Origin of the sequence: Comamonas sp. (genome assembly GCF_036643215.1) — a bacterium.
Lineage (GTDB): Bacteria > Pseudomonadota > Gammaproteobacteria > Burkholderiales > Burkholderiaceae_C > Comamonas.
This window is the reverse complement of sequence record NZ_JAVXSJ010000001.1, coordinates 87,612-110,478: the sequence shown is the minus strand read 5'-3', so window position 1 is coordinate 110,478 and position 22,867 is coordinate 87,612. Positions and strand designations below refer to the sequence as shown.

At 60.8% G+C, this 22,867-nt stretch carries 19 protein-coding genes; 11 read left to right on the top strand and 8 right to left on the bottom strand.

What is annotated here, in order from left to right; translation table 11 throughout:
• Positions 1 to 88: 88 nt before the first annotated feature.
• The 4 genes from RSF91_RS00445 to mltG form a co-directional block, all read right to left on the bottom strand.
• The gene (locus tag RSF91_RS00445) at positions 89 to 445 is read right to left on the bottom strand and encodes a PilZ domain-containing protein (protein WP_332566569.1); all 357 of its coding nucleotides are present in this window, start codon (positions 443 to 445) and stop codon (positions 89 to 91) included.
• 91 nt (positions 446 to 536) lie between these two features.
• Entirely contained in the window at positions 537 to 1,574 is a 1,038-nt protein-coding gene (locus RSF91_RS00440) for a DNA polymerase III subunit delta' (protein ID WP_332566568.1), read from the bottom strand.
• Positions 1,571 to 2,260 (bottom strand): dTMP kinase, encoded by a 690-nt coding sequence (tmk, locus tag RSF91_RS00435; protein WP_332566567.1) that lies wholly within the window; start codon positions 2,258 to 2,260, stop codon positions 1,571 to 1,573. The genes RSF91_RS00440 and tmk overlap by 4 nt, the downstream gene beginning before the upstream one ends.
• An 87-nt stretch (positions 2,261 to 2,347) precedes the next feature.
• Entirely contained in the window at positions 2,348 to 3,340 is a 993-nt protein-coding gene (gene mltG / locus RSF91_RS00430) for an endolytic transglycosylase MltG (protein WP_332566566.1), read from the bottom strand.
• Between the two features lie 44 nt (positions 3,341 to 3,384).
• Here mltG and ygfZ point away from each other — a divergent pair, with 44 nt between their 5' ends.
• The 4 genes from ygfZ (at position 3,385) to RSF91_RS00410 (ending at position 7,141) form a co-directional block, all read left to right on the top strand.
• Positions 3,385 to 4,341, top strand: a complete 957-nt coding sequence (gene ygfZ, locus RSF91_RS00425) for a CAF17-like 4Fe-4S cluster assembly/insertion protein YgfZ (RefSeq protein WP_332566565.1) — start codon at positions 3,385 to 3,387, stop codon at positions 4,339 to 4,341.
• Between the two features lie 75 nt (positions 4,342 to 4,416).
• Positions 4,417 to 5,916 (top strand): sensor histidine kinase, encoded by a 1,500-nt coding sequence (locus RSF91_RS00420; RefSeq protein WP_332566564.1) that lies wholly within the window; start codon positions 4,417 to 4,419, stop codon positions 5,914 to 5,916.
• Positions 5,913 to 6,494 carry a response regulator transcription factor gene (locus RSF91_RS00415; RefSeq protein WP_332566563.1) on the top strand — a complete coding sequence of 194 codons (582 nt, stop codon included), beginning with the start codon at positions 5,913 to 5,915 and terminating at the stop codon, positions 6,492 to 6,494. Before RSF91_RS00420 ends, RSF91_RS00415 begins: the two co-directional genes overlap by 4 nt.
• A 131-nt stretch (positions 6,495 to 6,625) precedes the next feature.
• Positions 6,626 to 7,141: a GlcG/HbpS family heme-binding protein gene (locus RSF91_RS00410; protein WP_332566562.1), complete on the top strand. Its 516-nt coding sequence runs from the start codon at positions 6,626 to 6,628 to the stop codon at positions 7,139 to 7,141.
• Between the two features lie 232 nt (positions 7,142 to 7,373).
• On the opposite strand, the gene RSF91_RS00405 is transcribed toward RSF91_RS00410, so the two are convergent.
• Together RSF91_RS00405 and RSF91_RS00400 are read right to left on the bottom strand one after the other, a co-directional pair.
• Positions 7,374 to 8,231, bottom strand: coding sequence for a GNAT family N-acetyltransferase (locus RSF91_RS00405; RefSeq protein ID WP_332566561.1), 858 nt, complete (start codon positions 8,229 to 8,231; stop codon positions 7,374 to 7,376).
• A gap of 20 nt (positions 8,232 to 8,251) precedes the next feature.
• The gene (locus RSF91_RS00400) at positions 8,252 to 9,232 is read right to left on the bottom strand and encodes an alpha/beta hydrolase (RefSeq protein WP_332566560.1); all 981 of its coding nucleotides are present in this window, start codon (positions 9,230 to 9,232) and stop codon (positions 8,252 to 8,254) included.
• Between the two features lie 265 nt (positions 9,233 to 9,497).
• Here RSF91_RS00400 and kdpF point away from each other — a divergent pair, with 265 nt between their 5' ends.
• The 7 genes from kdpF to RSF91_RS00365 all read left to right on the top strand — a co-directional run bounded on the left by kdpF (position 9,498) and on the right by RSF91_RS00365 (position 18,993).
• Positions 9,498 to 9,593, top strand: coding sequence for a K(+)-transporting ATPase subunit F (kdpF, locus tag RSF91_RS00395; protein ID WP_332566559.1), 96 nt, complete (start codon positions 9,498 to 9,500; stop codon positions 9,591 to 9,593).
• A 114-nt stretch (positions 9,594 to 9,707) separates the two neighbouring features.
• Entirely contained in the window at positions 9,708 to 11,414 is a 1,707-nt protein-coding gene (gene kdpA / locus RSF91_RS00390; RefSeq protein WP_332566558.1) for a potassium-transporting ATPase subunit KdpA, read from the top strand.
• 55 nt (positions 11,415 to 11,469) lie between these two features.
• Positions 11,470 to 12,156, top strand: a complete 687-nt coding sequence (gene kdpC, locus RSF91_RS00385) for a K(+)-transporting ATPase subunit C (protein WP_332566557.1) — start codon at positions 11,470 to 11,472, stop codon at positions 12,154 to 12,156.
• Positions 12,157 to 12,159: 3 nt separating this feature from the next.
• A complete protein-coding gene (gene kdpB, locus RSF91_RS00380) occupies positions 12,160 to 14,244 on the top strand; it encodes a potassium-transporting ATPase subunit KdpB (RefSeq protein ID WP_332566556.1) in 2,085 nt (694 codons plus the stop codon).
• 28 nt (positions 14,245 to 14,272) lie between these two features.
• Positions 14,273 to 16,963 (top strand): sensor histidine kinase KdpD, encoded by a 2,691-nt coding sequence (locus RSF91_RS00375; protein ID WP_332566555.1) that lies wholly within the window; start codon positions 14,273 to 14,275, stop codon positions 16,961 to 16,963.
• A gap of 6 nt (positions 16,964 to 16,969) precedes the next feature.
• The gene (locus RSF91_RS00370; RefSeq protein ID WP_332566554.1) at positions 16,970 to 17,680 is read left to right on the top strand and encodes a response regulator; all 711 of its coding nucleotides are present in this window, start codon (positions 16,970 to 16,972) and stop codon (positions 17,678 to 17,680) included.
• A gap of 176 nt (positions 17,681 to 17,856) precedes the next feature.
• Positions 17,857 to 18,993: an iron-containing alcohol dehydrogenase gene (locus RSF91_RS00365; protein WP_332566553.1), complete on the top strand. Its 1,137-nt coding sequence runs from the start codon at positions 17,857 to 17,859 to the stop codon at positions 18,991 to 18,993.
• An 81-nt stretch (positions 18,994 to 19,074) separates the two neighbouring features.
• Here RSF91_RS00365 and RSF91_RS00360 read toward each other — a convergent pair whose 3' ends face one another.
• Positions 19,075 to 21,474 carry an AI-2E family transporter gene (locus RSF91_RS00360; protein WP_332566804.1) on the bottom strand — a complete coding sequence of 800 codons (2,400 nt, stop codon included), beginning with the start codon at positions 21,472 to 21,474 and terminating at the stop codon, positions 19,075 to 19,077.
• 351 nt (positions 21,475 to 21,825) lie between these two features.
• Positions 21,826 to 22,845, bottom strand: coding sequence for a patatin-like phospholipase family protein (locus RSF91_RS00355; protein ID WP_332566803.1), 1,020 nt, complete (start codon positions 22,843 to 22,845; stop codon positions 21,826 to 21,828).
• Positions 22,846 to 22,867 lie beyond the last annotated feature (22 nt).

The window sequence follows — 22,867 nt, the reverse complement described above, 5'->3', positions numbered from 1 at the left end:
CGCGGATGGGAAACGGAAGCATCGCCAGGCGGCTTTTGCTTGGCTACCCTGGCTTGGGCAGCGTCAGTTTGAAGGCTACGCGAGGTAGTTACAGAGTTTGCGTCGGTTTTTCAGAACCCATTGACGTGCCGAGAATTTGCTCAATCTTGGCTTTGAGCTCGGCAGACTTGGCGTCTTTGGGGAATTGAAGACCGATGCCCTGCGTGCGGTTGCCAGAGGCTCGCTCAGGCGTGACCCAGGCTACGCGCCCGGCTACGGGGTAGCGCTGCGGGTCTTCAGGCAGTGTCAACAACACATAGACATCATCGCCCAGACGATAGTCTCGCTGCGTGGGTACAAAAATCCCCCCCTCGGCAAACAAAGGAATATAGGCCGCATAAAGAGCGGCCTTTTCCTTGATCGCCAGCTGCATTACGCTGGGACGGGGGGCGGTAGTTGCGTTCATAGTGGGATTACAAAATTCTTGAAACGGCCGAGCGGCAGCACTTTGTAGAGTAACACCCTGCAAAACATTCACCAAACCCGACGGCTATGACTCAGCGTGCGGCTCTGGCGGATTTGCCTGAGGTCAATACACTGCGCGCCCGGGAGGCCAGCGCCTCCATCATCAGCCCGGCGTTAAAGGGGTGATCGGCCGTGCGCGCAGCCTGCACCAGCTCGCGCGACCAATCAGCCAGCAGCATCATGGACAGGGGCTTTCCCGGCAAATCCGCCGGCGAGAAGTAACGAGGGCTAGCTCCGCCTGCCAGCGCCATCAGGTCATGGCAGATTTTTTGCAGCGCTTCCACCGCATCCACAGGGCCAAAGGCAGCCAGCGCCGCCACATCGCCCTTGGCCAGCTGGCGCGGCAATTGCGCCCAGGCAGCTGCACGGCCTGCATCGCCAGCCATGCGAAGGGCATCGCCGGGGCGGCCGCCTGCAGCTTGCAACGCAGCTGCTGCATCGGCTTCGCTCATGCCTTGCGACTGCAACCATTGCGCGGCTTCTGGCACGGCTGGCCAAGTCATGGTGTGGGCCAGGCAGCGGCTGCGAATAGTGGGCAGCAGCAGGTGCGATGCCTCGCTGGCCAGTACAAAACGGGCGTCGCCTGGTGGCTCTTCCAGCGTCTTGAGCAGCGCATTGGCCGTGATGGCATTCATCTGCTCTGCCGGGTAGACCAGCACCGCCTTGCCACGACCGCGTGCGCTGGTGCGCTGGCAGAACTCCACAGCATCGCGCATGGCATCCACACGGATTTCTTTGCTGGGCTTGCGCTTTTTGTCGTCAATATCGGCCTGCGCTTTTTCAGACAGCGGCCAGCCCAGCTCCATCATCTGCACCTCGGGCATGAGCACGCACAAATCCGCATGGGCACGCACATCAATGGCGTGGCAGCTGGCACATTGACCACATGCGCCTTGCGCCGAAGGCTGCTCACACAACCAGGCGCGCACCAAGGACAAGCCCAGCGCGTACTGCCCCAGACCCGACGGTCCCTGCAGCAACCAAGCGTGGCCGCGCTGGGCCAGCAACTGGCTGCGCTGCGCGGCAATCCACGGAGCTTCAGTCCCAGACTCGATGCCCGCCTTGCTCATGCCTTGCTTTCCGCCGCGCTGCTCAGCCAGCCTTTGCCCGCCACAGCTTGCGCAATCTGTTCCCACACCGCTTCACGGCTGGTGTTGGCATCTACGCGCACAAAGCGCTGCGGCGCCGCTTGGGCGCGCTGGGCGTAGCCTTGGGCCACACGGGCAAAAAACTCGCCAGGCTGGGCTTCGAAACGATCGGGCACACGGGCTGTAGCCAGCCGCACAGCTGCCACTTCGGCAGGCAAATCGAACCACAGCGTCATATCAGGCTCACGCATGAAGTTTGATGCCAAATCAGCCTGCAACGCAGTACCAGTCTGCGCCATGCGCTCCAGAGCTGATAGCTGACTCCAGTCAAAACCCCGGCCTGCGCCCTGATAGGCAAAGGTGGCATCGGTAAAACGGTCGCTGATGACCACTTCGCCACGCGCAAGCGCGGGCTCGATGACTTGCACCAAATGGTCGCGGCGCGCGGCAAAGGCAATCAGCGCCTCGGTCAACGGGTCCATGGCGTCATGGAGCATCAGGGCGCGCAGCTTTTCAGCCAGCGGCGTGCCGCCGGGCTCACGCGTCAAAGTGACCACGCGGCCCTGATCGCGAAAGGCTTGCGCCAGACCGGCGATATGCGAGGACTTGCCCGCACCGTCAATGCCTTCAAAACTGATGAACAGACCCTTGGGTGAAGCTGTACTCACAGATATTTCCTCTAGCGCACCTCATGGCAGCGCCAGCTTGTTGATTCAAACGAGACGCAGGCATCACACACCTGCGACCTTCAAAGATTACTGACCGCGCTGGTAGCGGTTGACGGCCCTATTGTGCTCGTCCAGCGATGCGCTGAAGTGGCTGGTGCCGTCGCCCTTGGCCACAAAGTACAGGGCCTTGGTCTGATCGGGCTGCACCGCCGCCATCAGCGCTGCCTTGCCGGGCATGGCAATGGGCGTGATGGGCAGACCGGCACGGGTATAGGTGTTCCACGGCGTATCGGTCTGCAAGTCTCGCTTGCGCAGATTGCCGTCAAAGCTCGCGCCTACGCCGTAGATGACCGTGGGGTCCGTCTGCAGGCGCATGCCTATGCGCAGACGGTTGGCAAAAACGCCAGCAATCTGCGCACGATCGGCTGCGCGGCCGGTTTCTTTTTCTACGATACTGGCCAGAATCAGCGCTTCATCGGCAGACTTGAGCGGCGTATTGGCCGCGCGCATGGCCCAAGCATCGGCCAAGCGCCTATCCATAGAATGCATTGCGCGGCGCAGCACCGCCATATCAGAGCTGCCCTTGGCGTAGGTATAGGTATCGGGGAAGAAGCGGCCCTCAGGCATCACGCCCACGCGGCCCAGCGCTGTCATCACCGCTTCATCGCTGAGACCAGCACTATCTTGTTTGAGGAATTCCTCTCGTGCCAGCGCAGCGCGCACCTGGCGCCAGTTCCAGCCTTCGACAATAGTCAACGCGCGCAGGCTTTCTTCACCGCGCGCCAGCTTTTGCAGCAGTTCATAAGGCGTAAGGCCCGTGCTCAGTTCATAGTTGCCAGCCTTGATGGCTCTATCCTTGCCCGAGAGACGAAACCACGCATACAGCAAACGCGCATCGGTCTGCACACCGGCCTTGACCACGTTCTGAGCCACGCCACGCGGAGTAGTGCCAGGCTCGATCTCCAGCTCCAGACTGGGCGCAGTCAAGTTCAGTGGCTGGTTCAGCCACCACCACGCTCCACCAACAGCCAAGGCAGCCAAAAGCAACAACAATATCAGTGCACGAATAAGGGCACGCACAGGTTCAATCCATAAAGACGCAGAGCGACGATCATAATTCAGCCATGACCCAGCCAAAGACGCTGCCCCTGAACGGCATTACCCCCATTTCCCATCTTGGTGTGATCCGCGCCGTTGGCGCTGATGCAGCCAGCTTTCTGCACGGCCAGTTGAGCAATGACTTTGTGCTGCTCAAGCAGGATCAGGCCCGGCTTGCCGCTTTTTGCACCGCCAAGGGCCGCATGCTGGCCAGTTTCATCGGCTTCAAGCGCAGCGCCGATGAGATTGTGTTGATTTGTGACCGCAGCCTGCTCGCTCCCACGCTCAAGCGCCTGTCCATGTTTGTGATGCGCGCCCAGTGCAAGCTCAGCGACGCTACGTCAGACTTTGCACTTTATGGCCTGACGGGCACTGCGGCTGCGCAATACCTGAGCGCGGACTCTGCCCCCTGGGCACTCAAAGCCGTTGGCGAAGCCCATGTGCTGGCACTCTACCCCGCCGCAGGCAACCAGCGTGCGCTGTGGGTGGCCCCAGCAGGTCAGGCCCCAGCAGGCGAGCTGCTGAGCGAAGACCTGTGGCTGTGGTCTGAAGTACAAAGCGTGGTGGCCACGCTGTCCGCCCCGGTGGTCGATGCCTTTGTGCCCCAGATGCTCAATTACGAATCGCTGGGCGGCGTCAACTTCAAAAAGGGCTGCTACCCCGGCCAGGAAATCGTGGCCCGCAGCCAGTTTCGCGGCACGCTCAAGCGCCGCGCCTATCTGGTGCATGCCGACAAGGCGCTGAGCGTGGGTCAGGAAGTCTTCACCGCCGAAGACTTGGAGCAAGCCACTGGCACCGTGGTGCAGGCTGCCGCTGCGCCTGAAGGTGGCTGGGCTGCCATCGTTTCCATGCAAATTGCCTCGTCCACGCGGGACGACCTGTTTGCTCATGCCGCGCTGGCAGAAGGCCAGAGCGCCGATGCGGCCCACGGCGTGGCGCTGCAGGTGCAACCACTGCCTTATGAGTTGCTGGCAGACATTTAAGGTTTAAGCCAGCTCCAAAGCACGCCAAGGCCCAGCCTTGGCATTTTTTTGCCCGCTGCCACTACACTTTTACGCATGAGCATCACGTCACCAGACTCTCGCCGCCGCTGGCTGCTGGCACTGGCCTGGGCCTTGCTGTGCGCGCTGATGCTGGCTCTGCAATGGTGGCAGGCCCATGCCCAGCAGCAACGCGAGCAATTGCAGCTGACTCAGACTGTGCAGCGCCAGATGCTGGAGAAAGTAGCCCAGCACAAAGCCCACCTGACGGCGCTGACTGCCGTGGCACCGCTGCAGGCGTCCGAAGAATCATCGGCCCTGCGCCGCGTGGCCAAGTCCATCGAGACCATTTACCCACGCATTCAGGAAGTGCAACTGGTCACTGCAGCCACCCCCGCTACCGGCAGCTGTCAGGTTCCCGCTGCCGCACAAACGGCTGCGCCTCTGCAGCCCGGCTCCAGCGCCAGCCTGCCTGATGAGCAACATCCGGGCGACTATTTGTTCGTCAAAAAAGTAGCATTACCCGCAGACTGGCTGTGCGTTCGCATCCATTCCGCCCAGTTGCTGGGTGAAAAAATTCTGCCCGCGCACAGCGGCCTTCGCATCCGCCTCAATGGTCACACTCTGCTGGAGCCTAGCCCCCCACTGCAGCCAGCGCGGGTCTTTGGCCAGTTCACACTGGCCGGCTATGACCAGCCTCTTGAAGTGCAGCTGCTCACCCGCCCCCAAAACCTGCTGAGCTGGAGCATGGTGCTGATCAGCGTTCTGCTCAGCACGCTTTTGGTAGGTGCTGCCAACCTGATCTGGAAAAGCCGCCAGCAAGCCCGACGCCACCAGCAACGCGCCCAGTTGCTGGCGAATGAGGCACAACTGGCCCATGCATCGCGCGTCAACGGCATGGGCGAGATGGCATCTGGCATTGCCCATGAACTGGCCCAGCCCGTCACGGCCTTGCTAAGCCAGAGCCAAGCCGCCCTGCGCGCCCATGAGCTGGGCAAGCCTGAGCTGCTGGCCACAGCCCTGCAGGCCAATGTCCGCGAGGCAAGGCGCGCCGGTGCCATTCTGGAGCGCATGCGCGGCTATATCAGCAACGCGCCCAGTCAGCCCCAGCGGCTGGATTTGCCTCAGGCCGTCAACCAGGCCCTGCTGCTGCTCGATGGCCCGGCCCGCCAAGCCGGTATTGCACTGCGCTGGCAGGCACCGATGCAGCCCTGCTGGGTCTGGGCCGACCCAGTCTCACTGGAGCAAGTGCTGAACAATCTGGTACGCAACGCACTGGATGCGCTAAGCCATGCCGTCACACCCGATGCAAACATTGAAATCACGCTGCACATAGAAGCCAAGCAGGCCTTGCTAACCGTGCAGGACAACGGCCCCGGCGTAGATGCAGCCACCGCCCAGCGCATGTTTGAGCCCTTCTTCACCACCAAGACCGATGGCATGGGGCTGGGCCTGCCGCTTTGCGCCACGCTGATGGAGCGCATGGGCGGCAGCCTGGAATATGTCCACAGTCCACGCGGTGCCTGCTTTGTCATGCACTTGCCGCTGGCTTCTGACGAACTCACTGCACACCCATGATTTATTTAATTGATGACGACCCCTCGGTGCGCGAAGCCCTGCACTTGCTGTTGCAGACCTATGAGCTGCCCGTCACCTGCTTTGAGTCGCCTGCCGATTGCCTGGCTCATCTGGACCGCAGCCAGCCCGGCATTCTGATTACCGACCTGCGCATGCCCATGATGTCCGGACTGCAGTTGCACGAGCAGTTGATGGCGCAGGGCGTGGACTGGCCCACGATTGTGATTACCGGCCACGGCGACCTGCACGCCTGCCGCCGCGCCTTCAAGGCCGGGGTGACCGATTTTTTGACCAAACCCATCGAAGAACAGACCCTGCTGCAGGCCATTGAATCTGCGCAAAACCGCCTGAACCAGCAGGCTGAACGCAATGAAGCCCGCCAGAGTCTGCGCAGCCTGACCGAGCGCGAGCGTGAGGTGCTGGAGCTGATTACCAAAGGGCTGGGCAGCAAGGAAATTGCCGCCGCACTGGATATTTCAGTACGCACGGTAGATACACACCGCGCCAAGCTGGCAGAAAAACTGGGCACGGGATCAGTGGCCGAACAGACCCGGCTGCTGCTGACGGCTGCAATCTGAACCCATCGCACTCCGTAAGATTACCGATAGCCATCCGTTGCCTTGCGAATGGGCGGCCAGGGCGGCAATCCCTAAAGTTCATTCATCGCTTGATCACCTCTGATCTGAGCCGATCCTCAAGGAGCTTTGACATGAACCAACGCCTGCTGAACACCGCCAAAACCGCCCTCTGCGCCATCACCGTCACCGCCACTATGGCTGGCGCGACTGCTGCAACTGCTGCCACTGCATCCACTCGCAGCATTGCCAGCGCTACCGCCGTGCAACTGGCCCAACAGACCGTGGCCGCCTGCACCGCTGATGGCTACAACGTTACCGCCGCCGTGGTGGACCGTTCTGGCGTGCTGCTGGGCCTAGTGCGTGCCGATGGCGCTGGCCCCCACACCACGCAGGCCGCAACATCCAAAGCTTTTACCTCTGCCTCGTCGCGCAACCCCACCAGCGGCATTGCCAAGGCCATTCAGTCCAACCCTGATGCGGCTGGCATGGCCAATATTCCGGGCTTTCTGGTGCTGGCTGGCGGCGTTCCCGTCAAGATTGGCAACGAGACCATTGGCGCCATTGGCGTAGCCGGTGCCCCCGGTGGTCATCTGGATGAAGCCTGCGCGCAAAAGGCCATCACATCCCTGAAAGACCAGCTGCAATAAGCGGTCAGCCAGGCAATAGCCCACAAAAAAGCGGCCCCATCATTGACTGATGGGGCCGCTTTTTTCAGTTTGACCTCAAAACACACCGTAGCGATAAGCCACATAGGCCGCTGCGGCCACTCCGATCAGGCACAAGATTGTCATAACTCGGCTCATCGCTCACCTCCATTTTGAGTAAAAAAAGGCTCTACCGATTACGCAGAAAGCGCAGGCAGCTATCAATAACGAAGTATCAAAGTACTTGGCGCATGGTGATATGGGGAATGCCCGCCTCTTCATAAGGCTCACCCACCGGCGTAAAGCCTGCGCGCAGATAAAATTTCTCGGCATGGCGCTGAGCATGCAGCACGATTTCTTTGTCGCCACGGTCACGCGCAGAGGCGACCAAGCTATCGAGCACCATGCGGCCCCAGCGGCCACCACGCACGCTGCGGTCCACGGCCATGCGGCCAATGCGTGCCACGCCCGGTGCATCGCTGACCAGTCGGCCTGTGGCCACAGGCTGGTTCAAGCCGTTAAACAGCACCACATGGCGGGCCACAGGGTCAAACTCATCAATCTCGATCTCACGCGGAACGCCCTGCTCGCGTACAAATACGGCCAGGCGCAGACGCTCGGCATCGCGGCCCAGATCATTCCAGCTGCCAGATCGCAAAGTCACAACCTCCTGCCCCGCTTCATACGCTGTCAACAGGTCGCGCAGAACCTGCGGCACGGGCTTGGGGGCCTGCGTGGCGGCATCGGCAAACACATAGACCAGCTCTACCGTGTTGAGCAGCTCCATGCCGCGGAAGATGCCCGCCTCGAACTGCAGCGAGGTATTGCCCTGCTTGACGCAGCGGATGCCCACATCCAGCACATCGCCCAAGGTGGCTGAGCCGTGAAAGACCGTACCGGCCTTTTTCACAAACATCTCGCCGCCCAGCGATGCAAAACCCGTTTCGTACGGAATGGCCAGCTGGCGCCAGTAGTTGCTGATGGCCACATCGGCGTACATCAGGTAATGGGCGTTGAAGACGATCTTCTGTGCATCCACCTCGGCCCAGCGCACTTCAATACGGGTAAAGCTGCGAAAATCCTGTCGGTTCATATTGCTTTGTCTCTCTCGGTTTAATTCAGTCCAAACGCACTGCGCAAGGCCTGCGCCATATCCTGATGGGCCTGCCGCGCCTCGGCAATCACACGCCCCATCTTGATGAATTCATGGGTCACACCCTTGTAGATTTCAAGCTCTACCGGCACGCCAGCCATGCGCAGCTTGTCGGCATATTCAACGCCCTCATCGACCAGCGGGTCGCACTCGGCCAAGCCTATCCATGCAGGCGCCACCTCATCCACATCAGGGGCCAGCAGCGGCGCAAAGCGCCAGTCTTCTCTGTCCTTGGGGTTGACAATGTATTGCGCAAAAAACCAGGTGATGGAGGGCTCTTCCAGGACCAGTCCATGGGCATAGCGGCGGTGTGAGTCTGTATCCTGGTGCGCAGTGGTGCCGGGGTAGATCAGCAATTGCAGCGCCAGCTTCAGGCCCGCATTGCGTGCCTCAATTGCGCAAGCTGCAGACAAGGTACCACCCGCACTGTCGCCGCCCACGGCGATACGGCTGGCATCCGCACCCAGACCAGCAGCATGGGCAGCCAGCCACTGAAGCGCATCCCAGGCATCGTTATGGGCCACGGGAAATTGAAACTGGGGAGCCAGCCGGTAATCCAGCGACACCACCATGCAGCCAGCCAAGTGCGCCAGCTGGCGGCAAAGCTGGTCATGCGTGGCCACGCTGCCCACGGTAAAACCGCCGCCGTGCAGATACAGCAGCACGGGCAGGCCAGCGGCAGGGGCTTCATCCCGCGTCACCGGGGCATACAGACGTGCAGGCAGCTGTGCGCCATCGCGTGCAGGTATCTGCAAATCTTCCACACGCGGCAAGGCTTGCTTGGGGATTTCAAGCACGCCAGCGCCAGCTTCATAGGCCACTTTTGCGGCATCAGCGCCCAGTTGGTACATGGGGGTCCGCGCGGCTCGCTCCATGCGGCGCAGCACATCGCGCATAGAAGTTGTCAGGCTGGCGGGCAAAGCCGCAGAAGAGTCAGGCATGTTCACGATGAATTTTGACAAAAACACAGGCTGGCATTGTGAGGCGCGGACCTCAGCGCTGCATGTCGCCAATTATTCCCCGTAAATCATGAACCCCTGGGCGATAGTGAATCACCACTCAACAGCCAGCGCCGATCAATATCAAGGGCATCTTGATGCCGTCTTGATACCGCAGCTGCAAATCTCTACCCGCTCTTGACGGGTGAATTTCTACATTTCTTCCATCGCAGCAGGGCGCAATGCAGCGCCTGCGGGAGGAAATGCAATGACATACGACTGGATCGCCACCTTGGCCGTGCTGACCGCACTGGGCCTGTTTGCCTATTTGGGCTATGCGCTGCTGCGCCCCGAAAACTTTTAAGGGGCTGCCATGCAAGTGCTGCAAGACATCATTTTTGTGAGCCTCACCGTGGTCTGCTTTGTCGGGCTGCTGAGCTTTGTGCGCGCCCTCGCGCGTCTGTAAGGGAGCAAGATCATGTGGCTACCCTGGATCGAATTTGCCGCCGTACTGACGGCGGTGACGCTGCTGACCATTCCCATGGGGAAATGGCTGGCACGTTGCTTTACGAGTGAGCACCACACGCTGCTGGAGCGGGTGAGCTACCGCATCATTGGCGTGAACCCGGCCCAGCGCATGGGCTGGCAAGCTTATGGCGGTGCGCTGTTGATGAGCAATGCGCTGATGCTGCTGCTGGGCTACCTGGTGCTTAGGCTGCAAGGGTGGCTGCCGCTGAACCCGCTGGGTATTGCGGCGCAGACGCCCGATCTGGCCTTCAACACTGCCGCCTCTTTCATCACCAATACCAACTGGCAGGCCTATGCGGGTGAAGCCAGTTTGACGAATGCCACGCAGATGGCAGCCATCACCTTTCTGATGTTTGCTGGCGCTACAACAGGTGTAGCAGCTGGCGCAGGCTTTGTGCGCGGTCTAGCACGTTCCAGCAGTCAGGATATTGGTAACTACTGGGTGGACTATGTGCGCGTGTTCTGGCGCGTGCTGCTGCCGCTGTCTTTTGTCATGGCGCTGGTCTATGTATGGCAGGGCATTCCGCAAACACTGGATACCCAGACCGTAGCGACCACTCTTGAGGGTGCCAAACAGCAGCTGATGCTGGGGCCGGTTGCCAGCCTGGAAAGCATCAAGCACCTGGGCACCAATGGGGGCGGCTTTTTCAGCATGAATGCGGCGCACCCGTTCGAGAACCCCACGCCGCTGACGAATATGCTGCACATCCTGTCGATGCTGCTGATTCCTGCAGGTCTGACCTATGCCTTTGGCTCCATGCTGCTGCGCCGCAAGCAAGGCTGGGTCTTGTTTGGCGCCTGCATGGTGATGTTTGTCGGCTTTTTGAGTCTGGTGTTTGTGGCAGAGCAAAACGGCAGCCAGCTGCTGGCCCGCGCCGGTGCAGATCAGCAATACAGCCTGACCCAGAGCGGCGGCAATATGGAGGGGAAGGAGCTGCGCTTTGGCATTGCCGATACCGCCTTGTTTGTCGCCACCACCACGGCAGCAACGACTGGCTCGGTCAACGCCATGCATGACTCGCTGACACCGCTGGGCGGCATCACGCCGCTGGCGATGATGATGCTCAACTGCGTGTTTGGCGGCGATGGGGTGGGTCTGATCAACCTGATCCAGTACGCCATCCTCACGGTGTTTCTGGCCGGCATGATGATTGGCCGCACGCCAGAATTTTTGGGCAAAAAGATCGAGGTGCGCGAGATCAAACTGGTCATGCTGTCGGTGCTGGCACACCCGGCCGTCATGCTGGGCCTTACGGCGCTGGCCGTGCTGTGGCCCGATGCCACGGCCAGCCTCAACAACCGCGGCCCGCACGGCTTTAGTGAAATTCTGTATGCCTATGCCTCGGCCACAGCCAATAACGGCTCGGCTTTTGCTGGTCTGAACGCCAACACGCCCTTCTTCAATACTACGCTGGGCCTGGCCATGATGGGTGGCCGCTATCTGACGCTGCTTCCTTTGCTGGCCGTAGCCGGCAGCCTGGCCGCCAAGGCCACCGTACCTGCAGGGCCCGGCACCTTCCCCACGGCCACGCCGTTGTTTATGGGACTACTGGTGTTTGTGGTGCTGGTGGTGGGTGGGCTCACCTTCTTGCCGTCGCTGGCCCTGGGCCCGGTGATTGAGCATTTGCAAATGCTGATCGGCCAACTCTACGCATAAGTAATTTTTTGCCAAAGGCCTGCAGCCCACGCGCTTGCAGGTCAAGGAGCAAGTCATGACAACTACCAATCTCACACTTTCCAACACTGCCGTGAATGCGCAGTCCGTCCGCTGGCCCCTGCTGCTAGGCAATAGCCTGCGCGCAGCCGTTCTGGTCATGCTGGTGGGCGGCATTGCCTACCCTTTACTAGTCACCGGCATTGCACAGACGGTGCTACCCCACACGGCCAATGGCAGTCTGATCGAGCGCAATGGCCAGGTTATTGGCTCGGCACTGATTGGCCAATCCTTCGCTGGTGCGGGTTACTTTCACAGCCGCCCCAGCGCCACCACAGCGCCTGACCCTGATAAAGAAGGCAGCAGCATCGCCGCGCCCTATAACGCCGGGCTGTCTGCAGCCAGCAATCAGGGGGCAACTCACCAGGGCCTGATGGACAGCGTGAGCGAACGCGTGGCCCAGTACCGGACTGATAACCGCCTGGCAGCCAGTGCACTGGTGCCGGTGGATGCCGTTACGGCATCTGCATCGGGGCTCGATCCACATATCTCACTGGCCAATGCCCAGCTGCAATTGCCGCGTGTGGCGCAGACCCGTGGTCTGCCGCTAGAGCAAGTGCAACCGCTGCTGCAGCAAGCCACTGAGCAGCGCACGCTGGGCGTGCTGGGTGAGCCGCGCGTGAACGTGCTGCAACTCAATCTGGCGCTGGATGCACTGCAACCCGCTGCCAAGCCCAAGGAGTAAGTCATGAGACATACAACAAGCAAATCACCACTGTTCAGTGTGGCACTGGTGCGTACATCGCTGTGGGATGCGCTGCGCAAACTGTCGCCGCGCACGCAATGGGCAAACCCGGTCATGTTTGTCGTCTACCTGGGCGCCATTTTGACCACCCTGCTGTGGGTGCAGGCACTCAACGATCCAGCATCCACCGATGCAGGCTTTACGCTGGCCATTGCACTGTGGCTGTGGTTCACCCTGCTGTTTGCCAACTTTGCCGAAGCACTGGCCGAAGGCCGCAGCCGCGCCCAGGCCGCCAGTCTGCGCGGCATGAAGCGCGACACCGTGGCCAAGGTGCTGCAGCAACCTCGATACGACAGCAGCTGGCTACCCATGCGTGCCAGCGAACTGCGCAAGGGCGTGACCTTGCTGGTTGAAGCGGGTGATGTCATTGCGCTGGACGGTACGGTCATTGAAGGCGTGGCCTCGGTGGACGAAAGCGCCATCACGGGTGAATCAGCCCCCGTGATTCGAGAGGCCGGGGGCGATTTCTCCTCGGTCACCGGTGGCACTCGTGTGCTGTCGGACTGGCTGGTGGTGGAAGTCACCGTCAACCCCGGTGAGTCGTTTCTGGACCGCATGATCTCCATGGTCGAATCGGCCAAGCGCCAGAAAACACCCAACGAGCTGGCGCTGACAATTCTGCTGGTCGGCCTGACACTGGTGTTCCTGCTCGTCATCGTCACGCTATGGCCGTTCTCGACCTTCGCCGTGGCGCAGGCAGGAGCCGGAAACGTGGTGAGCATCACGGTGTTGATTGCGCTGCTGGTCTGCCTGATTCCCACCACCATCGGCGGCCTGCTATCGGCCATTGGCGTGGCGGGCATGAGCCGCATGATGCAGGCCAATGTGATCGCCACCTCGGGCCGCGCAGTGGAAGCTGCCGGTGACGTGGACGTGCTGCTGCTGGACAAGACAGGCACCATTACTCTTGGCAACCGCCAGGCCAGCGAGTTCTTTGCTGCCCCCGGCGTAAGCATGCAGCAGCTGTCCGAAGCGGCCCAGCTGGCATCGCTGGCCGACGAGACCCCCGAAGGCCGCAGCATCGTAGCGCTGGCGCGTGAACACTACGGCCAGCCAGAGCGCAGCGTGGCCGATATTCAAACGAGCCAGCCGGTGGAGTTTGTTCCCTTTACCGCCCAGACCCGCATGAGCGGTATCGATATAGGCCCGCGCAACCTGCGCAAGGGTGCAGCCGATGCAGTACGCCGCCATCTGGAGGCACTGGGCGGCCAGTTCCCCGGCCAGGTACAGCTGGCGGTGGACAATGTTTCGCGCAAAGGCAGCACGCCGCTGGTGGTGGCCGATGGTGCCAAAGTGCTGGGCGTGATCGAGCTCAAAGACATTGTCAAGCCCGGCATGAAAGAGCGCTTTGCCGAGCTGCGCCGCATGGGCATACAGACCATCATGGTGACCGGCGACAACCCGCTCACCGCCGCCGCCATCGCGGCCGAGGCGGGTGTGGATGACTATCTGGCCGAAGCCCGGCCCGAGGACAAGCTGCAGCTGATTCGCAGCCACCAGGCAGCTGGCCGTCTCGTGGCCATGACTGGTGATGGCACCAACGATGCGCCTGCGCTGGCTCAGGCCGATGTGGCCGTGGCCATGAACAGCGGCACGCAGGCCGCCAAAGAGGCCGGCAATATGGTGGACCTGGACAGCAACCCCACCAAGCTGATCGAAGTGGTGGAAACCGGCAAGCAGATGCTGATGACGCGGGGCGCACTGACCACCTTCAGCATTGCCAACGATGTAGCCAAGTATTTCGCCATTATTCCTGCCGCCTTTGTGGGCACCTATCCGCAACTGGCTTCGCTCAACGTCATGCAGCTGCACAGCGCGGACTCGGCCATTTTGAGTGCGGTCATCTTCAATGCCCTCATCATCATCGCCCTGGTGCCGCTGGCCTTGCGTGGCGTGTCCTACCGCGCCGTGGGCGCTGCCGTGCTGCTGCGCCGCAACCTGCTGATCTATGGCCTGGGTGGCCTCATCGTGCCCTTTGTCGGCATCAAGCTCATTGATCTGCTGCTGTCGCTGACAGGGTTGGTATGAGATGTAAATCTTCGACAATGGCAAAACCATGGCCATAAACCCCAGCTCTTTTGCGCCAGCACCTGCGCGCCCAGACCCCGATGCGCTGGTCGCCCAGTTGCAGGCTCAAGCCGAGCAGGCCGCTCGCGGCAAGCTGCGCATTTACTTTGGCTCCAACGCCGGAGTAGGCAAGACCTGGGCCATGCTGTCCGCTGCCCAGCGGGAACGCCAGTCAGGCCGCCGCGTTCTGGTGGGCTTGGTTGAAACCCATGACCGGGCCGAGACCGAACAACAACTGCACGGCATGGATCAACTGCCGCGCCGTGCAGTTGTCTATCAAGGCCGGCAGCTCACCGAGTTCGATCTGGATGCAGCGCTGGCGGCCCACCCCGATGTGCTGCTGCTGGACGAGCTGGCACACAGCAATGTAGCCGGGTCACGCCACCCCAAGCGCTGGCAGGATGTGCTGGAATTGCTGGACGCTGGCATTGAGGTCTGGACGACGATGAATGTGCAGCACCTGGAGAGTCTGAACGATGTGGTGAGCGGCATCGTCGGCATACAGGTGCACGAAACCGTGCCAGACCATATCTTTGATGATGCCAATGAAGTCATCGTCGTTGACATCCCGCCTGAAGAGCTGCTCAAGCGCCTGAAGGCAGGCAAGGTCTACCCGCTGGAGCAGGCCGAGCGCGCTTCGCACAACTTCTTTCGGCTTGGCAATCTGCTGGCCCTGCGCGAGTTGGCTTTGCGCCGCACGGCCGACCGCGTCGACGAGGACATGCGTGACTACCGGCGCGAGCGTGCAATTGGCGATGTCTGGCCCGCCCGCGAGCGGCTGATGGTAGGTATTGGCGGCCGTGCGGGCGACGATGCCCTGGTACGCCAGGTGGCACGACTGGCACGGAGGCTGGAGGCCGAGTGGCTGGTGGTCTATGTGGATGCCCCTGAGCGCCAGCATCGCCCAAAGCATGCACAGGCCTCCATGCTCAAAACACTGGCACTGGCCGCCCGCTTGGGGGCGGACACAGCCACCATTCCCGGTGCTGACGTGGCGCAGGCACTGGTGGGCTTTGCCCGCGAGCGCAATGCCAGCCACCTGGTGCTGGCCCGTGTGGCCCGCACCGGCTGGAAGTGGTGGAGCCGTAGTTTGCCCGAGCAAATCACGCGTTTAGACCCAGGGCTGGATGTGCTGGTGCTGTCCGTTCCAGTCAATAAAAAAGAGAGCACCCTACGCCCGCCAGCAGAGCGCCAGAGGCCTGTGGCATGGAAAGGCTACTTAGGCACCAGTCTGGCCTGCTTTGCGGCTGCAGGTCTGGCCGAACTGCTGCTGCAGGTGTTTGCCCCTGCCAATGTCGTCATGCTGTTTTTGTTGGTGGTGGTGCTGTCGGCCCTGCGCTGGGGACGCGGACCCGGCGCATGGGCGGCGCTGCTGTCCGTGCTGCTGTTTGACTTTTACTTTGTGCCGCCGCTCAACTCTTTTAATGTCAACGACACACAATACGTCTTTACCTTCTTCCTGATGCTGGGCGTGGCGCTCGTCTGCGGCCAGCTCATGGCCAGACTGCGGCATGAAGCCCGAGTGGCCGCAGAGCGCGAACGCCGCGCCGGTGCGCTGGCCCGGCTGGCGCGTGATCTGTCGGGTGCTCTCACGCAGGCGCAGGTTGCCAACATTGCACTGACCACAATGTCAGGCGTTTTCGATGCACAGACTGCGTTGCTGCTACCCGATGCAGAGGAACAGCTCCATATACAAGCTGGCAGCGATGCGCCGGTGGACGCCAGCATTGCCCGCTGGGCCATGGAGCATGGCCAGATGGCTGGGCAAGGCACAGACACGCTGGCTGCAGCGCCCGCTTTGTATGTGCCGCTGATGGCTCCCGTGCGCTCGCGTGGCGTGCTGGCCTTGTTGCTGCGCACACCTCAGCGACTGAATGTGCCTGAAGAACACCGACTGCTGGACGCCTGCGCCAGCCAGATAGCTCTCGCCCTAGAGCGCGTGCACTTTGTCGAAGTAGCGCAGCAAACCCAAGTGGCCATGGAAGGCGAGCGCATGCGCAACACGCTGCTGTCTGCCGTCTCTCACGATCTGCGCACCCCGTTGACCAGTATTCTGGGAGCCGCCCAGACGGCCTTGCCCCATGCGCCACCGGGTCTGCTGGCGGATATGCTGGGGCAAATCCACAATCAAGCCCAATCCCTGCAGCAACTGGTAGACAACCTGCTGGCCATGGCCCGCCTGCAGCAAGGGGGCGTGCACCTTCAACGTGACTGGATCCCGGTGGATGAGCTGGTGGGTAGCGCACTGGCGCAAATGCGTGAGCGACTGGCCCAGCACCCCGTGCGCACGGCATTGCCTGCAGACTTGCCACTGCTGCAAGTCGATGCCTTGCTGATGGAGCGCGTGCTGGTCAATCTGCTGGACAACGCTGTCAAATACACGCCCGCAGGCACCCAAATTACGGTCAGCGCGCAGGTGGACGGCAGCAACTGCTTGGTGGTTCTGCACGATGATGGCCCCGGACTGCCATCACACATGCCCGCCGACCAGTTGTTTGCGCCGTTTACGCGTGGCGTGACGGAATCGTCCATCTCGGGAATGGGGCTTGGCCTGGCGCTGGCACAGCGCATCGTGCAAGCCCACGGCGGCAGCCTCGCCGCCAGCCCCGCCGCCGATGTGCCCGGCACGGCTTTCACCATCTGCCTGCCTGTGCTGCCCCAGCCTCGTCTTGATGAATAATTTCGCATGAACTCCGCCAGCCCCCGCATTCTGTTGATTGAAGACGATGCCAGCATCCGCCGCTTTGTGCGGCTGGCGCTGGAAGACGAAGGCTGGCAAGTCTTTGAAGCCGAGACCGCCAAGCGCGGCCTGATTGAAGCTGCCAGCCGCCAACCCGATGCCGTGGTGCTGGATCTGGGTCTGCCCGACGCCGATGGCAAGACCGTCATCAGTGAGCTGCGCAGCTGGAGTCAGTTGCCGATTCTGGTGCTTTCGGCGCGAGATCATGAGGATGAAAAAGTCGCCGCGCTGGATGTGGGTGCCGATGACTACCTGAGCAAGCCCTTTGGCGTGCCTGAGCTACTGGCCCGCCTGCGCGTCATGCTGCGCCGCCGCCAGCAGGCACCCGCCCAGCAACCCAGCAGCGAGGTGCAGTTTGGCGATGTGCACGTCAACCTTGCCACGCATGAAGTGCGCAAGGCAGGTGCGCCCATACACCTGACCCCCATTGAGTTTCGCCTGCTCGCCGCGCTGATCGCCGGGCAAGGCCGCGTGCTGACCCATCGTCAGCTGCTGCTGCAAGTCTGGGGGCCTGAGTATCTGGATCGCCCCCACTATCTGCGGGTACACATGGCTAACCTACGGCAAAAAGTGGAAAACGATGCGGCGCAGCCCGCGCACCTGATGACCGAGCTGCAAGTGGGCTATCGTCTGATTCTTGATTCGACGCATCGTTGATGCTGCACAGACTGACTATGTAGAAACGCATTTTTGCTTTCCCGCAGCCATCACCCAGAGCATTCCATGTCCCCGGCGCGACGATTTAGACATGGTCCTCAGGGTTTGCGTTCTTGGCCCTGAGCCTGAGGACTTCTAGATTGTTCTGATCTCCGTTTCGACCGAATAAGCAAGCCATGGCTTTTATCAACTACGTCACCCAGATCCAGTTTGACTTTGGCGCCATCCAGCTGCTGCGCGCTGAGTGCGAGCGTGTGGGCATCACCAAACCGTTGATCGTGACCGACCCCGGCGTTAAAGCTGCAGGCATTTTGCAAAAAGCGGTGGATGCGCTGAGCGGCCTGCCCCATGCGGTGTTTGACCAGACCCCTTCCAACCCGACAGAAGCAGCCGTGTGCGCTGCGGCTGAAATCTACACAACCCAGCGTTGTGACGGACTGATTGCCGTGGGTGGCGGCAGTGCCATTGATTGCGCCAAGGGCGTGGCCATTGCCGCCACGCATGAAGGTCCGCTGTCGCACTACGCCACAATAGAAGGCGGCTCGCCACGCATCACCGAACAAGTGGCACCGCTGATTGCCGTGCCCACTACCAGCGGCACGGGCAGCGAAGTGGCACGCGGTGCCATTTTGATCGTGGATGACCACCGTAAGCTGGGCTTTCACAGCTGGCATCTGGTGCCAAAAACCGCCATCTGCGACCCTGAACTGACCTTTGGCCTGCCCCCCATGCTGACAGCCGCCACGGGCATGGATGCGATTGCCCATTGCATGGAAACCTTTATGGCCGCCGCCTTCAACCCACCTGCGGATGGCATTGCGCTCGATGGTTTGACACGCGGCTGGGCGCACATCGAACGCGCCACCCGCAACGGACAAGATGCGGAAGCCCGCCGCCAGCTAATGAGCGCCAGCATGCAAGGTGCCATGGCCTTCCAGAAAGGTCTGGGCTGCGTGCACAGCCTGAGTCACAGTCTGGGCGGCGTGAACCCGCGTCTGCACCACGGCACGCTCAATGCCATGTTCTTACCGGCTGTTGTGCGTTTCAATGCTGGTGCCGAAAGCGTGCAGCGCGAAGATCGCCTGAACCGCATGGCCCATGCAATGAACCTGAGCAGCGGCAGCGACATTCCCGGTGCGATTCGCGAGATGAATGCCCGACTGGGTCTGCCCACCGGCCTTGCCGCCATGGGCGTGGAAAGCGCACAGTTTGAAGCCATCATCAGCGGGGCGCTCAAGGATCATTGCCATGCCACAAACCCGCGCCTGGCCACCGTTCAGGACTACGAGCAGATGCTGAGCACATCGCTCTGATACGACACTGAAGTCTGCTCGCCAAAACAACACCGCCCTCCGCACCAATATGCGGAGGGCGGTGTTGCATCATCCTCAAAATCAAGCCTCGACTGCAGGCCCTTGTGCAGACCCTTGTTTCAGCGCCTCGCGCACTTGCTCCATCAACTGCTGGGCCATGCTGCTGAGCACGGCCAGTTCATCGTCAGACAGGTTGCGGGGCTCATTATCCAGAATGGCAAAGCAGCCCAGCACATGGCCTTTTTTATCGATCAAGGGCACGCCCGCATAAAAACGCAGCTTCAGGCTTTGTACTGTCGGGTCAGCCGCAAAGCGCGGGTCTCGCGCCAAGTCACCCACGACAATGGCTTCTTCTTCATAGACCACATAGGATGAAACCGTGCTTTCGCGCGGAAGACTGTGCAGCACCGTTCCTTCATCAGGCGATGGCAGCAAACTGCCCGGCGTATAGACCCTGTCTGCATCCACCCATGAGACCTGCGCCCATTTGACGTTGAAGGCGTTGATGGCCTGCTTGGCAGTCTCGTGATAAAGCAGCGTGAGCGACGGGCTCAGCACACCACTGGCATGCAGCGCTTTAACGCGCTGCGCATCACCTTCTGGAATCGGCGCGGCAATCACGCTTTCACCAGAGTCATCAACCTGCATGGCTTCTACCCACAGATGCAGCTCATGCAGACTGGTCACGCAGGCCTGCGCACCGCATTGCGCTGCAAAATTAGGGTCTGCAGCCACGGCAGGTGCATTCCACAGGCACAAAACCACCCGGGCCCGTGGCCAGTGACGGCGAATACGGCGCACCATGCGCCGCGCCATGCTTTGGGGCTGGTTGCTAAAAATGGAAAGCACCAGCAGGTCAGAGGTCTGCATGGCCTTGGCCCATTCGCCATCTCCCAGCTGTCCATTCGCATCCGGCAGCAAGGCCTGTGAATCGGTGGTCAAGGCCCATTCAGAGCAGCTCACCTCATGGCCATGCAAGCTCTCGGTGTGCGCCACCATGGCCGCACCCAGTGCATCGACCTCCCAGCGTGCGCCAGCGCAATGAATACGCAAGCGGCGACGTTGATCGCTTTCAGGCAACTGTGTACCGCGGCGCTTACCGCCGACATGAGGAGCATAGTGATCGCGCAACTCTTCAAGCAAGGCACCCATACCGTTAGACAGACGCAGTCGATGCACGGCAGTGGCCGACTCCAGATGCTGCTGAGTGGCAATGCGCAAGGCAGGAATGGCCACTTCATCATAGAAGCCACTGATGGCATTGGCCCGATCTTCCGAGGTGGGTTTGGATGGCAGGCGCTCTTCCACAGACTCCACGGCCATGCTGATAGCGTCATCCGCATCATCAGCCAGCAAACGCTGATAAAGCCGCTGCTGCGGGCCCAGCACAGGCTCGCTACCCAGCAAAACTTCCATGAATTTGAGCGAGGGGATATAGCGCCCCAGCACCAGCAAACACACTGTCAGCGGCGTTGAAAGGATCAAGCCAATAGGGCCCCAGAGTGCCGTCCAGAAAGTCGCAGCCACAATGATGGACAGGGTGGACAAGCCGGTACTCGCACCATACAGCCACGGCTCAATCACGTTGTTGCTGATTAGCTCCAGCAACAAAATCAAACCCAGCGTCAGCAAAAACATGTTCCAGCTAGGGTCCACCGCAAAGGCCAGCGCCAGCGGGAACACGGCCGACATCATCGGCCCCACATAGGGCACAAAACGCATGATGGCGCCCAGCACCCCCCAGAGAATCGCCCCCGGCACGCTGATAAACCACAGGCCCGCCGCCAGCGGAATGCCATAGCTGACGTTGACGATGAACTGCATGCGCAGATATTTACCAATGCGCTCTGACGCCTCATCCAGCGCATCGGTCGCTACATGGAGATTGCCACCCATCAGACGCAGCAGCCGGTCACGCAAATCATCTCTGTCCAGCAAAATCAAAATCACAAACAGCAGCACAATGCCTGCGGTCGTCACGGGTTCCACAATGCGCACCAGCCACTGCAACATCTTCGTGGTGGGCCTGGACTCAGGGCTTTGCACCTCGACCTTCTGCACCCGTGCAGTGGCTCCATCAGCGCTGGAAATTTCCTTTTCAAGCGTGTTGTAGGTTTTGAAAACACCATCCCACGCACTGGGCATGTTGGCGCTCTTGCGCAACCCACGCAGTTTGTCGCGAATCGTAGACTGATACGTAGGCAGATCGGCGCTAAGTTGCTGCACCTGACTACCCAGGTACATGCCCAGGCCACCCAGCGCCGCCAGTGCAAAAGCCACCACCACTATGGCCGCAGCCATGCGCGGCAGCCCCCAGCGCTTGAGTCTGGATACAGCCGGGTCCAGCAGAAAACCCAGCAACATCGCCAGCGCCAGCGGAATCAACATGTCCCGCCCGTAAAACAGCGCCAGGATCACGATAAAGGCAATCAGCAGCCCAATCAGCAGGCGCAGGGCGGGAACCAGATCAGCCAGCTGCATGACGCCGGGCACCGTAGTCGATCGAGCGCGTCTGTCTGCGCCTTCCCAGGAGGCTGAATCGCTACGTACTGCTCGCTCTTCGCGATGCTTCTGCACCAGCGGCGCTGCGGTTTCAAGTTCTACAGGCGCTCCCGCATGGGGTTCATTGGGCGCAACAGCCCCAAAATTGACGGCAACCGAAGCAGATGAATCGGCAGGCTTCGACGATTCTGTGGAAAGGTCAGTCATATGCGGCCTTGCTTGTTGTTATTGATGTGAAGGGAAACTCGGACTCAGGCATTGCACGCGACCCGATCAACACAGCTTGTCAGGATTCACCACAATTTCCAAATCACACAGAAAAATCAAACGCTACAGCGACTCAACCCGCCCCATATCTGCCGTACCCAGCCACTGCGCAAACTCATCAGCCAGTTGCTGGCTGGCTCCAACCGAGGCATTCCATGCCTTGGCCCGCCCCTCGTGATCGGTGCCATAGCTCAAAAAATCATGTCTATCGGGCAGCTTTCCATTGGGCAAACCAGCCACCCATGCAGGATCGGGAGCCAGCACGATCATGGAATCAAGATACGCAGTGGGTTGGTGGCGGCGCTTCCAGTTTTTGTCCAGCCAGCCGGGCACCACTGCCTTCTGAAAATGCGGGTACAGCACCACCCCTTGCCCTGTCTGCGATGCCAGATAGTCCAGGTGCATGTGATAGTCCGTAATGCCACCATCCCAGTAAGCGCCGCGAGGCGCGCCCTGAATGTCATGCACAGCATCCAGCACAAAGGGGATGGAGCAACTGGCACGTACGGCATCCATAAAATTGGTGCTCGTCAGACCCGCCTGTGCAGAGCGAAGGTCATTCACGCCAAATGGCAAGCTATGCAGGCTAACCCCCTGAGATGTTGAAAACACCACACGTTCCAGCCATGAGCCCAGCGCCTGGCGACTGAAAGCATTGCTAAGAAAAGCTCCAGCATAGCCCAGCGGGGTACGCCAAGGTGTGGCGCGCGACAGCAGGCCTTGGCCCCGGGATGCAATGACATGCAAGCGATAGCGCGGGTGATTCAAGATTTCTGCGACACGTCCACCGAGGAACTCTTGCAGGCTTTGTGAAAAACGCTCGCTGACCAGGCTCGCTGGAGGGCGCTTTTGCCCGTCGGGAGGGTCAAAGCGCTGAGCAATATAGTCACGCTCAAGCCGCTCAAAAGCCAGAACAGAATCATTCAAACAAGCTGTCGCCATGCGCCAGGCACCTATCGATGCCCCAACCAGATCGACTTGACGGTGAGTTTGCATCAACCAGTGACCAAAAATGAATCGATCCAGAGGCCCGAGAATCAGCCCCTTGGGCCCACCCGCCGCAGCCGGTATGACTTTGACCACTTCAGGCTGCAAGCCTTGCTGC

What these genes read in the sequence shown, in the direction of transcription:
- RSF91_RS00445 (WP_332566569.1), bottom strand. Translation starts at nt 445, where the DNA reads ATGAACGCAACTACCGCCCCCCGTCCCAGCGTAATGCAGCTGGCGATC.
- RSF91_RS00440 (WP_332566568.1), bottom strand. Translation starts at nt 1,574, where the DNA reads ATGAGCAAGGCGGGCATCGAGTCTGGGACTGAAGCTCCGTGGATTGCC.
- ygfZ (WP_332566565.1), top strand. Translation starts at nt 3,385, where the DNA reads ATGACCCAGCCAAAGACGCTGCCCCTGAACGGCATTACCCCCATTTCC.
- RSF91_RS00420 (WP_332566564.1), top strand. Translation starts at nt 4,417, where the DNA reads ATGAGCATCACGTCACCAGACTCTCGCCGCCGCTGGCTGCTGGCACTG.
- RSF91_RS00415 (WP_332566563.1), top strand. Translation starts at nt 5,913, where the DNA reads ATGATTTATTTAATTGATGACGACCCCTCGGTGCGCGAAGCCCTGCAC.
- RSF91_RS00410 (WP_332566562.1), top strand. Translation starts at nt 6,626, where the DNA reads ATGAACCAACGCCTGCTGAACACCGCCAAAACCGCCCTCTGCGCCATC.
- RSF91_RS00405 (WP_332566561.1), bottom strand. Translation starts at nt 8,231, where the DNA reads ATGAACCGACAGGATTTTCGCAGCTTTACCCGTATTGAAGTGCGCTGG.
- RSF91_RS00400 (WP_332566560.1), bottom strand. Translation starts at nt 9,232, where the DNA reads ATGCCTGACTCTTCTGCGGCTTTGCCCGCCAGCCTGACAACTTCTATG.
- kdpF (WP_332566559.1), top strand. Translation starts at nt 9,498, where the DNA reads ATGACATACGACTGGATCGCCACCTTGGCCGTGCTGACCGCACTGGGC.
- kdpA (WP_332566558.1), top strand. Translation starts at nt 9,708, where the DNA reads ATGTGGCTACCCTGGATCGAATTTGCCGCCGTACTGACGGCGGTGACG.
- kdpC (WP_332566557.1), top strand. Translation starts at nt 11,470, where the DNA reads ATGACAACTACCAATCTCACACTTTCCAACACTGCCGTGAATGCGCAG.
- kdpB (WP_332566556.1), top strand. Translation starts at nt 12,160, where the DNA reads ATGAGACATACAACAAGCAAATCACCACTGTTCAGTGTGGCACTGGTG.
- RSF91_RS00375 (WP_332566555.1), top strand. Translation starts at nt 14,273, where the DNA reads ATGGCCATAAACCCCAGCTCTTTTGCGCCAGCACCTGCGCGCCCAGAC.
- RSF91_RS00370 (WP_332566554.1), top strand. Translation starts at nt 16,970, where the DNA reads ATGAACTCCGCCAGCCCCCGCATTCTGTTGATTGAAGACGATGCCAGC.
- RSF91_RS00365 (WP_332566553.1), top strand. Translation starts at nt 17,857, where the DNA reads ATGGCTTTTATCAACTACGTCACCCAGATCCAGTTTGACTTTGGCGCC.
- RSF91_RS00360 (WP_332566804.1), bottom strand. Translation starts at nt 21,474, where the DNA reads ATGCAGCTGGCTGATCTGGTTCCCGCCCTGCGCCTGCTGATTGGGCTG.